Here is a 13,047-nt window from a genome sequence, read left to right as displayed (position 1 = left end):
AAAATGCTTAATTACAAGAACAACTTACCTATTATTTTTATACTGGGTTGCGTCACTGCGCCTTTAATAAGCCAAGCTGCGCAAACTGATCTTGATTTTAGACTGCGTTTTGAAAGCGTTGATCAAGAAAATGCTCTAAAAGATGCAAGCGGCTTAACACTTAGAACCCGCTTAACGCATCAAACAGACGAGGTGAATGGTTTTTCAGCACTTATTGAAGTAGAAGACACTCGCAGCCTATTGGGCGTAGATGATTACAACAATACAGTGGGGAAAAACACTAATTATTCTGTTATTGCAGACCCAGAAAACACCGAGATAGACCAAGGTTTTGTTAAATATGCCCGCGATGGTCTATCGCTAAAAGTAGGGCGCCAAATAATAGCTCTTGATGGGCAGCGTTTTGTTGGGCACGTAGGTTGGCGCCAAGACAGACAAACCTTTGATGCCGCGACCATTAATTACGCATTTAATAACATAGATTTACAGTACAGTTATTTAAATAAGCGTAACCGCATATTTGCTGACGATAAAGACATTAAATCGTCCGATCATTTAATTAATGCAAGCTTTAAAACAGACTACGGTAAAGTGGTTTTATACAGTTACTTATTAAGTGACGATGCACTACAAGACGACAGTTTAGATACTTATGGCGTTTCTTTTAACGGTAATAAAACCCTAAACGACATAAAATTTTATTACAAAGCGGAGTATGCAACGCAGTCTGCTTCAACAAGCGTGAGTGATTTTGATGCCGATTACTATGCACTTGAAGGCGCTGTCGATTTAAATGGGTTGGGCATAAAAACAGTAACATTAAAAGTTGGCATAGAGTCACTTGGCTCTGATAATGGCGATTACGGGTTTGCAACACCGCTTGCCACGTTACATAAATTTAATGGTTGGACAGATACGTTTTTAAATACACCCACACAAGGTTTGGACGACACTTACATAAGCTTAAACGGTAAAGCGTTTGACGGAAAATGGCTGGTGGCTTATCACAGTTTTGATGCTAATGAGCAATCAAATGGGGTTGACGATTTAGGCAGTGAACTAAACGTACAATACGTTAAACCTATTAATAAACAATACGCAGTAGGTGTTAAGTATGCTGATTACTCAGCGGGCGATACTGCTGCTAATAAAGTCGATACTCAAAAATTGTGGGTATGGATGAGCGCTAAATTTTAACCCTCTCTATCTTCTAATATTCACTTGTAATTTATAGCGACACACGATGGTGCAATTGCACCATCTTGTGGGACTTTATGCTTTTCACCTCTGCACCAATGTAGGCAACTTGCTGATTTTAAATACTTATATATTTGGCTTACATATTGCTATAACAAACCTATAACAAATTATTCGATTTCAATTTTAGTCAATTACTAAAATAGGTATCACTTTAAGGTGGGTAAATGTTAAGCAAGCAGCGTGTTGTAGTGGTAGGAAACGGAATGGTCGGGCACCATTTTGTGCAACAGCTAGTTTCTCAAAATCAAGCTGATGAGCAATTTGAAATTACGGTACTTAGCGGTGAAGACCGTTTAGCGTATGACCGCGTACAACTATCCTCTTTTTTTAAAGGCAAAACCGCAGACGACCTCGCACTTACATGTAATAAAACCTATGACGATTGGCAAGTACGCTTTCATACTCATTCTAAAGTGGTTGATATAAATCGTGATACGCAAACTGTAACGACCGCTAAAGGGGAATTGTTTGAATACGACAAACTTGTGCTTGCTACAGGTTCATTCCCATTTGTACCGCCTATACCGGGTAAAGATCGCGAGCATTGCCTTGTTTATCGCACCATTAACGATTTACACGCAATAAAAAATTCAGCCCACGGCAGCAAAGTAGGCGTGGTAATTGGTGGCGGTTTACTGGGGCTTGAAGCTGCAAACGCATTAAAGCAATTGGGTTTACATACTCACGTAATAGAATTTGCACCGCAACTTATGGGTGTACAAGTTGATGCTGGTGGCGGTCGGTTACTAAAAAACAAAATTACGGATTTGGGCGTTACTGTACATACAGCGGTAGCAACTGAGGAAATAGTAGAAGGCGAAAGTTGCCGTTATAAAATGTGTTTTAAAGGTGGCAAAACCCTTGAAACCGACATGATTGTATTTTCGGCAGGTATTCGCCCTTATGATAATTTAGCCCGCGAGTTTAATTTAGAGATAGGTGAGCGCGGCGGTATTGTAATTAATAACCACTGCCAAACGAGTGATAAAAACATATACGCTATTGGTGAATGTGCACTGTGGAATAATTTTATTTTTGGCTTAGTGGCACCTGGTTACGCCATGGCTAAAATAGCAGTTGGTCATATTTTACAAGATACGCAGCAAGGTTCCTTGCAAAGTACTGGCTTAGACAATAAAGCCGATGAATTTAGCGGTGCCGATATGAGCACTAAGCTCAAATTAATGGGTGTTGAAGTAGGCTCTATTGGCGATGCACATGCAAGAAGCGAAGGTGCAATAAGCTATTATTTTGAAGATCAACCCAATGGTATTTATAAAAAAATAGTCACCAATTCACAAAGTAATAAGCTGATTGGCGCGGTACTTGTTGGCGATACCAGCGATTACGACAATTTGCTGCAATATCATTTAAACGACATTGAACTTACCACCGCTCCCGAAGCGCTCATTATGCCCCTTGCCGGCGACATAGCAGAGCTAAGCGCCGATGACTTGCCTGATGACGCCATTATTTGCGCTTGTCATAAAGTAACTAAACACACCATTGAACAAGCAGTCGCTAAAGGCTGCATAGATTTGGCAAGTGTGCAGCAAAGCACCAAAGCCAGTACAGGCTGTGGAGGGTGTGAAAAGCTCGTTCAAAATGTAATAAACAGCGCGCTCGCTAAGGCAAGTAACACTATTAACGTAGTTACCCTTAATGAGCCTGTAAAACAACCTGCATAAATTAAAGCACACTAAAAGAGAGCAGTATGACAACCGCAAACACATCACCAACTATAAATAAAACGAGTTTAAAACAAACAACATGTGCTTACTGTGGTGTAGGGTGCGGTGTTGATATTTCACTTTTTAATAATGTGCCAACCAAGCTTGAAGGCATGCGAGAGCACCCCGCAAACTTTGGTCGTTTATGTGTAAAAGGCACGCATTTGCTAGACACCACAGGCAGTGATAACCGCTTAACGTCGCCCCTCATTAATAATAAAGCAGCCACGTGGGATGAAGCAACCGACCACGTTGCCAATAAATTTAACGACGTAATACAAAAGCACGGACCCGATGCGGTGGCATTTTATGTGTCAGGGCAGTTACTTACTGAAGATTACTACATCGCGAATAAATTAATGAAAGGCTACATAGGCTCAGGCAATATTGATACAAATTCGCGCCTGTGTATGTCATCTGCTGTGGCAGGTTACAAACGCGCTTTTGGTGAAGACGTAGTGCCGTGTACCTACGAGGATTTAGAGCAAACTGAGCTGCTTATTTTAATTGGCTCAAATGCAGCGTGGACTCATCCGGTTTTGTATCAGCGAATGGAACGTGCAAAGCAGCTTAATCCAAATATGAAGGTGGTGGTTATTGATCCACGTAAAACTGACACAGCTGAGCTTGCCGACACATTTTTAAATATAAAACCAGGCAGTGACGCCGCACTTTATAACGGTTTGCTTAATTATTTAAATGAGCATAACCACCTCGATAAGCAATTTATTGCTCAGCACACAAACGGCTTTGAAAGCGCACTGCAAGAGGCAACAAAATGGAGCTGCGAGGCAGTTAGCGACTTTTGCGATATAGCAATTGAGCAAGTCACTGAGTTTTACGCGCTATTTGCTAACAGCCCAAGTGCGATTAGCTTTTATTCAATGGGTATAAATCAATCAAGCTCGGGTGTAGATAAATGCAACGCCATTATCAATGCTCATTTAGCCTCAGGTAAATTACTTAAGCCAGGCAGTGGTCCGTTTTCGATTACGGGGCAACCCAATGCGATGGGCGGCCGCGAAGTAGGTGGTTTGGCTAATCAGTTAGCGGCGCATTTAGATATTGAAAACGAAGCGCATCAATCACTTGTACAACGCTTTTGGCTCTCGCCAACTATTGCTAAAAAAGCAGGTAGTAATGCTATTGATATGTTTGATGAAATAGCCGCAGGCAAAATCAAAGCAGTGTGGATAATGGCAACAAACCCAATGGTGAGTTTGCCCAATAACGCCGCTATTAAAAAAGCATTAGAGACCTGCGAGCTGGTGGTTGTATCTGACTGTATTGCAAAAAGTGATACGTTAAAATTTGCCGATGTTGCTTTTCCATCAACCGGATGGGGCGAAAAAAACGGCACAGTAACTAACTCAGAGCGCAGAATATCAAGGCAGCGCCCGTTAGTAGCGCCTTATTCAGGAGCTAAAAACGATTGGCAAATTATGTGCGAAGTCGCTAAAAAAATGGGCTTTGAAGGGTTTGATTTTACAGATCCAAGTGGCATTTTTGAAGAATGGGCACAATTAACCGACTTTGGAAATAATGGCAGCCGATTATTAAACCTCTCTGGTTTAGTTGGGCTCACAAAAAGCCAGTACGATAACTTAAAACCCATAATGTGGCCTGTTGTTAAAAATCAGCCTTATAAAAACGGTCAGGTTTTTACAGATAACCAATTTAGCACCGCTGATAAAAAGGCGCGTTTTATACCTATAACGCCGCAATTACCTGTGCAACAAACATCAAGTGATTATCCGTTTGTAATGAACTCAGGACGTATACGTGACCAATGGCATACGATGAGCCGCACGGGTAAAAGCACTGCGCTTTCATCGCATATTACACGCCCGTACATTGAAATTAATCCGCTTGATGCCAGTAAATTAGCAATTAAACAAAACGATTTAATAAGCGCGATTGCCCAAACAGGGCAGGTTACCGCGCATGCAAAAGTAACCGATTCGGTGCGAAAAGGTGAATGCTTTATGCCTATTCATTGGAATAAGCAATTTGCATCATCCGCAACAGTAAGTGGGTTGTATCAATCGGTAGTTGACCCTCTATCTGGTCAGGCTGAGTGCAAACACGGTGCTGTTAATATAGTTAAAGCACCCTTTGTGCAATATATGCAGCTGTTTGCTAAAAACGAACTTGTTATAAACAGTGATTTTTGGCTCAAAGTTAATGCAAGCAATTGCTTTAATTACCAATTGGCGCTTAATGAACCACAAAGTGATTTACTGTATTACTGCCAAACCTTGACTGGTTTACAAGGGCAGTGGTCGGCTATGAATACAGCAAAAGCCATGCATGTGCAGTGTATTCAAAACGATCAATTAGCGTTCGTAGGTGTTATTTCTAATGAGCAAAAAGAAATATCACTTGAGTGGATAAACCATTTGTTTGCAGAGCCATTACTGACCTTTACACAGTTACAGTCTTTGCTTTATGCAACCCCAGATGAAGAATTTACTCAAGGCGTGCAAGTGTGTAGCTGCTTTAAAGTAAGAGAGCAGCCAATTATAAACGCCATTAAAAACGGTGCAAACACAGTCGAGCAATTGGGGTCTGAACTTAAATGTGGGACGAACTGTGGTTCGTGTAAAACGCAATTAAGCCAATTAATTAAGCAACATGCTACGCAAAAAGCGAACAGTATTAATGTTGCGGTTGAAATGTAAACAAACAAGGAAGCATATGCTTAATGATCAATTTGGTCGGCAGTTTAACTATTTGCGCCTCTCAATAACCGATGTATGTAATTTTAGTTGTAGTTATTGTTTACCAAACGGATATCAGTGCGATACGCCGCGTAATTTTTTAAATAAAAACGAAATTAGCACGCTAGTAAATGCGTTTGCAGAGCTAGGTACTAAAAAAGTACGCATTACAGGTGGCGAACCGTGCTTGCGAAACGACGTAACCGATATTATAAAACTCTGTAAAAACACGCGCGGCATAGAAAAAGTAGCCATTACTACCAACGGATTTAATTTATTAAAGAAAATTGATGAATTTGCAGAAGCAGGGCTTGATGCGCTTAATGTCAGTATTGATAGTTTAAATCCAAGTATGTTTAAACTCATAACAGGGCACGACAAACTTAACCTTATTTTAAAAGGAATAGAACGCGCGGTAGATCTGGGCATAAAAGATATAAAAATAAATGCAGTGCTTGCAAAGCAGTTTAATAAAAACCAATTAAAGGATTTTTTAGCGTGGGTAAAGCACCACAAAGTTACAGTTCGCTTTATAGAATTAATGGAAACCGGTGACGGCGCAACATTTTTTGAAGAAAACCACTTAAGTGGGCAAACGGTTAAAGCCCAATTACTCGACCAAGGTTGGTTACAAGTCGTTAGGGGGAAATTAAATGGACCCGCTGAGGAGTTTTGTCATCCTGATTACGAGGGTCGTATTGGTTTAATAATGCCGTACAGTAAAGACTTTTGTAAAAGTTGTAATCGCTTAAGGGTGTCGGCGCTGGGTAAATTACACTTATGTTTATTTGCAGAGCAAGGTATAGATTTACGCGAACTACTCAACGAGGACGATACTGCAGCGACCGTAAAGGCAATTCGAGCCGCTATGGGCAATAAAGAAATAAGCCATGAGCTGGATAAACGCTTAACAGGTGCGACAACTCACTTAGCCATGTTAGGCGGCTAATATGGAAGCTAATATAAAATCTAATATGAAAGTTAAGCGAGATTTTACAGGCGTTGTGCTTGCTGGTGGTAAGTCATCAAGAATGGGCACAGACAAAGCCGATTTAGTTTTAAAAAATAAAACGCTATTGCACAATGCGTGTGATTTATTAAAAGACGCAGGCGCTAAAAACATACTTATAAGTCGCAACGTTACAAATCCAGTCAAGTCATTGAACCATTATTCACCGAGCGATTATCCCTCAGAAAAGTACGTTAAAGATATATACCCAAATAGTGGACCCCTTGGCGGAATTTATTCCACATTAATAGCCACTGAGCACGACTTACTTATTACTGCGGTAGATATGCCTCTACTTACGAGTAGTTTGTTAAGCATAATTGTGCTGGCTTCTCAGTCAAATAACGTACAAAGTGTGAGCAATCAATTAAATCAGTCACAAATACATGCTTGGCACTTTGAAAATGAACCACTACCGCTGTATATTCGTAATACAAGCAGTGTAAAAAATCATTTAAAACACATACTCACAAACGCAAACAGTCATAAGTCAATAAAACAGTTTACCCAAAGTATTGGTGTGCAAACGCTTTTATGTAATAAAACGCATGCATTAATAAACACCAATACGCCGGCGCAATTTAAAGCTGTAAATGAGCATTTTGACCAAAGCATTAATCAATTAAGAAGAACATTATGAGTCACACAACTGAGTCACAAATTGTATTAAACATTGCCGTAATGACGGTAAGCGATACACGCGATGAAATTACTGACACCTCAGGTCATTACTTAATTAAAGCGCTAACTGAAGCTGGTCATCACTTAGCTGATAAAGACATAGTTAAAGATGACGTTTACCAAATGCGTGCAGTGGCATCGCAGTGGATAGCCGATGACACCATTCATGCTATTTTAGTGACTGGCGGTACAGGTTTTACTGAGCGCGATTCAACACCAGAGGCATTTGCGCCGCTGTTTGATAAAAGCGTAGACGGTTTTGGTGAGCTATTTAGGCACATATCGTACGGCGAAATTGGTAACTCAACTATTCAATCTCGTGCACTTGCAGGACTTGCTAACAACACCGTTATTTTTTGTATGCCAGGCTCTACAGGCGCATGTAAAACAGCGTGGACAGGCATTATAAAAGATCAACTTAACTCAATGCATAAACCATGTAACTTTGCACCGCACATTACTATTGGTAAAAAGTGTGAATCGCGTGAGCAATAGTATGTTAAGCCACGTTGACGAAAACGGCCAAGCGAATATGGTTGATGTATCGCTCAAGGACGTAACCCTGCGCGACGCCTCAGCTGAAGCATTTATTAGCATGAGTAAGCTTGCCTTTGAGCAAGTAATGCTTAATCAAAACAAAAAGGGCGATGTGTTAGGCGTGGCACGTATTGCGGGTATTCAAGGCGCTAAAAAGTGCGCCGATTTAATCCCGCTTTGTCATCCGCTTGCACTTAGTAAAGTCGCTGTTGATTTTGAACTTGATGAAGCAAACAGCCAAATTAAAATAACCAGCTACTGCAAACTTGCAGGTAAAACGGGGGTTGAAATGGAAGCGTTAACAGCGGTATCTGTGGCTAGCCTTACTTTGTTTGATATGTGTAAAGCAGCCGACCCACTAATGGAAATTAGCGGCATGCGCGTTACTCAAAAAGCAGGGGGCAAAAATGGTAGTTGGCAACGCGATTAATCCAAACGATGCAATATCTAGCGCCCAAAATGTAGAGATATTGTTTTTTGGGCAACTAAAAGAGCGGTTAAAGTGCAGTAAATTAAGTCTTGAGATTACGCAGCCGCTTACTATTTCAGAACTTAAATTAAGATTAGTTAGCCAATATCCGCATTGGCAACCGTGGCTGGAGGAGCGTGAGCTACTTGCAGCGCTTAACCAAACTATGTCATCAAGCGACGAAATAGTGAAAGCCGGGGATGAGCTTGCCTTTTTCCCGCCGGTTACAGGTGGCTAATGAGCATACATATTCAAGTACAAACCGATGATTTTAATGTAGGTGACGAGCACAATACGCTTTGTAGTAATAATAAAAGCGATGGCGCTGTTGTCACCTTCACAGGTTTGGTAAGAGAGTTCAGCAGTGGCGATAACGTTACTGCACTTGAGCTTGAGCACTACCCTGGTATGACCGAGCAACTTCTTCAATCTATTGCAGAGCAAGCACAAACTCGCTGGCAACTGGCGCGAATATGCATTATTCATCGCGTTGGTTATTTAGCCCTTGGTGATCAAATTGTGTTTGTTGGCGTAACGTCCCGCCATCGCCAAGCCGCGTTCGAAGGCGCACAATTTATAATGGATTACTTAAAAAACCACGCCACGTTTTGGAAAAAAGAGCACTTTAAAGACTCATCAAATTGGGTTGAGTTTAAACAAAGTGACAAACAAGCGCTGGATAAGTGGGAAAAGTGATGCAGATATTTCATTACTTGTGCTCTACAGAGGTTATATAGCTCTCAGTTTGCGTGTGAAGTCTGCGTTTTTCGTGTTATAAATCAGCAATATTAGATTGTTAGCTCGACCCAAGTATGGAAGACATATGCGCACATCAAAAATGTTATATTTTACAATATTATTACTTGTTCTACTTTCAGCTTTTCTTGCTGTATGGGTATATGATTTAAAAGAAGGTAAAGATTTACTAAGCTTCACCATATCAACAGTAAGCTTTTGTATAGCCGTATTAGCTTTATTTATTACTGTTAGAACATATACATCAATTGATAGTGTAAATAATATTAGCAAAATGGAAGGTAACATTTTAGATAATGAAAATTACGTAACCTCACTTCCAGAGTTAATTAATCAGTTTAAGTCCCAAAATGAAAATACACTAGAGAAAGAAATTTTTGACTCTATTGAGCATAAACTAAAAAAAGAGTCAGAAACCGCCGTTCTTTTTGCCGATACCCTGCAATATATAATCGACCTAATTGTTTTATTTCCAGCTGTTTTTAATGCATCAGAAACTAACAAAGTACTTTATAAAAAGCGTATGGATACAATTTTGTCAGAAGTTGATAGGCGCTGTGAAATATTGCACTCGGTGAGTAAAGGTAATTCAATTCAAATAACGGAAACGATAATGCTATTTAAAGCTGTTGTGTCTTACCAAAGTTTTGTAGCTGATGATAATTTTAATATTCATGCAGACTTACTTCATGTGAGAGGTCCAATTCTTCGTAATCCAGTTACAAAAACCATTTACCATAATTACCTAGGTTTGTATTACAACAAAAAAGGCATGCATTTATTACGAGAGTCGCTAAATATGAACTCTGTAGATATTTTGTCGATTGATGGTTTAGAGCTGGCTCAAAAAAATATTAATACCATAGAGCCATCAATACTTGAAGAAGTAAGTATGTATCTTAAATCTGCCGCTGAGCAGTTTGATAAAGCACTTAAAGTATCTAGCGAAGATGTTATGTGGCCTGGTTTTATTAATTACAATAAAGCACGTACGGTATATTTTTTAGCTTTACTATCAAATAGCGAACTTAATTGGTTAGATATTCTCGACGAAGCAATAGAGTCTCGCAGCAGGTTAAATCGACTAATTGACGAAATTTTAATGATAGACAGATCAAAATCAGCCAATATTGTTAGCACACATTTAAGAGAATTTTTTCTATATCAAGAAGAGTTAGCACGCACAGTAAAATTGAATATTTTACTGTCGAATAATCTAACCAGACAAAATAATGCACCTATTATATATAAAGGGATTAATATCTCTGATATATCAAACGAAAAACTAACTGACTTATTTGTTTCAATACAAAAGTTTTCTACAGTTAGTATTTACCAAGAAAAAATCATAAGTCGACTTAAGAATAACCTCGCTGTGACAAACTAACAAAGCTTCAGCGAGAAAGTAGGGGATATACTATTTTTACGGCTTTTTTCTCATCATAAAAAAGCCACCTACCGATGCATGAAAAGTCATAGCAAGAATAAATGGCTCTTTATTAAAATGTTTTTTGGACTGAGCTTATTTTATTACACTTTTCCTATGCTCAAATCAGGCATTAAATTGAGCCTGTTATGGATAGCATGATGGATGAAAGATAACTTAGTTCGCACCGCTTGAGTTAGTACAAATGGGTAGGCATCGGCAAGTCCCATGCTGCGATTTAGTGAATTTAGAATGATCGAAAATTCCATCCAAGTATCTAAAATAGCATCAATCGATGTTTGTGAATTAAAGTAATAAGCACTTTGTGGCAATCTAAGCTCGTCTGCTTCATCTAATTCAAACTCATTACCCGTTGTTGAGCCTGTAATTGAAAAGTTTTTGGCTGTTTCTAAAGTATCGATAATATGCATGTAATGCGCCCATGTTTCCGCCCAGTCTTCATAAGGGTGCATAGTAGCGTATTCACTGATAAAGGTTTCATGCCAGTTGGCTGGCGCGCCTTGCTTGTAATGAGTATCGAGCGCTTGCTGGTAATCTAATTCGTCATCACCAAAATATTGCTTACATAAAGCATGTTTTTTTGGTGAATTTGCGATTAGTTGATCAAAATAATAATGACCGAGTTCATGGCGAAAATGGCCAAGTAAAGTACGGTAACGCTCGCCCATTGCTATTTTAGCTTGAGAGCGTGCTACGTCGTCTGCCTCGGCTAGGTTTATAGTGATATGCCCGCAATCGTGTCCTGTAAATACAACGTCTTGACCTATAATAGGGCTTACAAAGTGATCGCTTACGTTACGGTCTGCTATAAAATCGAAGCTTAATCCGCTTTCAGGTTCTTGAATCGTTGTATTTAAAGGGAGTGATAATGATTTTAATGTATACAAAGCGCGACGTTTTGCTGTCTCCATTTTTTTCCATAATGGAATATGTTCAACAATACTTAAATCGGGCACCGTTTCATTAAAGCGGCACGAAAAACACAGCACTTCGTCTTTATCGGCAACAGGTATAAAGGTGTCTAAATTAACCATACCATTGCATACGTGATACTGAGCGTTGTTATCACATTTTTTATAAAAAACTTCAGGCGCTTCTGCTTTGTAAAATAACCCCGATTGCTCATCAATTTCATAGGGTTCAACTTGGTCGAACTCATCATCAATACCCACGGTTCTGCCGCAAGCCAAACAATGGCTGCTTTCAAAAAATAAAATAAGTTGATCTGTGCAATTACATTTAAATGTTTTCATATGTTACCGAATAAAAAAGAGACCGTATAAACCACTTTTACTTAGCGCTATGCTATTGGAGGATAGTGGTTAAATCCTTTTTAAAAGTTCAGACTTTTTAATATTAAATTCATCATCACTCAACGCATTAGAGTCGCGAAGTTGTGCTAACTTTTCAATAATTTGAAGTGTTTCGTCTACCGAGTATTGTCCCACAGTATTATTAGCCGGTGCTTCAACTTGGTTTGGTGTTGACGATGCAAAATTCGGCTGCGTTCCTTGCTGCGTAAAATCTTTTTGTGGTTCTGGAGGCGTTGGCGTTTGCCCTGAAATTAATGGCAGGGTATTTACATTAATTGTCCCCCACTGACTGTTAAATGTAAGAGAAGTATTATTGCCTTGCTGTTGGCTTACACCACCAATATTATGATCTAACGTGTCGTATACGCTCACTTGTCCATTTAATTCAACGGCTAAGCGATTAGGGAATATAGCGTAGCGAATATTATTTTGCGCACCACTGCTAAATGGGCTGCCTAGATTACCTGGCCACCACTGATTGCTGCCAGGCGATCCTGCAGGAATAACCGGAAATATTTGGTTATTGCTCAATATATTAGCAAGTTCGTTGCACAAGTTATCAACGGTTGATTTTAAACCGTTGTTAAACATGTCGCCAACCATTGTCATTCCGCCACGCATCCATTGACCAGAACCACCAAGTTCTGGGCAATTAAACTGTGCCATTGAGCAACCGCCATTATTAACGCTAACTAACATGTGAATTACTGCATCGTGACTGAGGTTATAACGAGATGCTATACCATTAACTAAGTTTTCACCGACATCTGTTAGCTTTTGCATAAGAGAATATCCTATTAGGTAGATTGGGTTGATTTAAAAAATCTTAAATACGCTAGGGCGTGTTGATTTTTGGGATTGAAATTTGTTCAATCTAGGGGCGATTTAATCGCGGCGCGAGGTTTGTACCCTAGTGGGCTAAGTAAAAACCGAGCAACAAAGAGTCAATCGTCCCTAGAAAGAACCCAGGGGCAGCGCATGTTTGGCATTTATGCTGCGTTATCGCCTATGTATGGGGAACAACCACACATCATAGACTCTGCCTTGCTTAAATACCAAACACACTGCTGCAAATTCAACCACCAAAGAACAACACGCCCTAGTGCTGCATTACCTTTAGCTTTG

12 protein-coding genes are annotated in these 13,047 nt (G+C 39.7%); 10 read left to right on the top strand and 2 right to left on the bottom strand.

Going from position 1 to position 13,047, the window contains the following annotated elements; translation table 11 throughout:
- Positions 1–3 precede the first annotated feature (3 nt).
- From H5126_RS08025 to H5126_RS07980, 10 genes are all read left to right on the top strand, one after another.
- Entirely contained in the window at positions 4–1,197 is a 1,194-nt protein-coding gene (locus H5126_RS08025; RefSeq protein ID WP_182720462.1) for an alginate export family protein, read from the top strand.
- Between the two features lie 227 nt (positions 1,198–1,424).
- On the top strand, positions 1,425–2,948 hold the full coding sequence (locus H5126_RS08020; protein ID WP_182720463.1) for an FAD-dependent oxidoreductase: 1,524 nt from the start codon (positions 1,425–1,427) through the stop codon (positions 2,946–2,948).
- A 26-nt stretch (positions 2,949–2,974) separates the two neighbouring features.
- Positions 2,975–5,671 carry a nitrate reductase gene (locus H5126_RS08015; RefSeq protein ID WP_182720464.1) on the top strand — a complete coding sequence of 899 codons (2,697 nt, stop codon included), beginning with the start codon at positions 2,975–2,977 and terminating at the stop codon, positions 5,669–5,671.
- 16 nt (positions 5,672–5,687) lie between these two features.
- On the top strand, positions 5,688–6,659 hold the full coding sequence (gene moaA, locus H5126_RS08010) for a GTP 3',8-cyclase MoaA (RefSeq protein ID WP_182720465.1): 972 nt from the start codon (positions 5,688–5,690) through the stop codon (positions 6,657–6,659).
- Between the two features lie 25 nt (positions 6,660–6,684).
- Entirely contained in the window at positions 6,685–7,359 is a 675-nt protein-coding gene (locus H5126_RS08005) for a molybdenum cofactor guanylyltransferase (RefSeq protein ID WP_404936430.1), read from the top strand.
- Positions 7,356–7,895, top strand: coding sequence for a molybdenum cofactor biosynthesis protein B (gene moaB / locus H5126_RS08000; protein WP_182720467.1), 540 nt, complete (start codon positions 7,356–7,358; stop codon positions 7,893–7,895). The genes H5126_RS08005 and moaB overlap by 4 nt, the downstream gene beginning before the upstream one ends.
- Position 7,896: 1 nt before the next feature.
- Positions 7,897–8,367: a cyclic pyranopterin monophosphate synthase MoaC gene (moaC, locus tag H5126_RS07995; protein ID WP_007375236.1), complete on the top strand. Its 471-nt coding sequence runs from the start codon at positions 7,897–7,899 to the stop codon at positions 8,365–8,367.
- A complete protein-coding gene (locus tag H5126_RS07990; RefSeq protein WP_182720468.1) occupies positions 8,345–8,644 on the top strand; it encodes a MoaD/ThiS family protein in 300 nt (99 codons plus the stop codon). The genes moaC and H5126_RS07990 overlap by 23 nt, the downstream gene beginning before the upstream one ends.
- Positions 8,644–9,102 (top strand): molybdopterin synthase catalytic subunit MoaE, encoded by a 459-nt coding sequence (gene moaE, locus H5126_RS07985; RefSeq protein WP_182720469.1) that lies wholly within the window; start codon positions 8,644–8,646, stop codon positions 9,100–9,102. Before H5126_RS07990 ends, moaE begins: the two co-directional genes overlap by 1 nt.
- Before the next feature lie 127 nt (positions 9,103–9,229).
- Positions 9,230–10,549 (top strand): hypothetical protein, encoded by a 1,320-nt coding sequence (locus H5126_RS07980; RefSeq protein WP_182720470.1) that lies wholly within the window; start codon positions 9,230–9,232, stop codon positions 10,547–10,549.
- Between the two features lie 143 nt (positions 10,550–10,692).
- Here H5126_RS07980 and H5126_RS07975 read toward each other — a convergent pair whose 3' ends face one another.
- Both H5126_RS07975 and H5126_RS07970 read right to left on the bottom strand, forming a co-directional pair.
- Positions 10,693–11,862, bottom strand: a complete 1,170-nt coding sequence (locus H5126_RS07975; RefSeq protein ID WP_182720471.1) for a putative zinc-binding metallopeptidase — start codon at positions 11,860–11,862, stop codon at positions 10,693–10,695.
- Positions 11,863–11,931: 69 nt separating this feature from the next.
- Complete coding sequence (locus tag H5126_RS07970; protein WP_182720472.1) at positions 11,932–12,705, bottom strand: SHOCT domain-containing protein; 774 nt, start codon at positions 12,703–12,705, stop codon at positions 11,932–11,934.
- Positions 12,706–13,047: the final 342 nt, after the last annotated feature.

This window comes from Pseudoalteromonas sp. SG45-3, from assembly GCF_014164075.1.
Classification (GTDB): Bacteria; Pseudomonadota; Gammaproteobacteria; order Enterobacterales; family Alteromonadaceae; genus Pseudoalteromonas; species Pseudoalteromonas distincta.
This window is presented reverse-complemented; position numbering and strand designations above follow the sequence as displayed.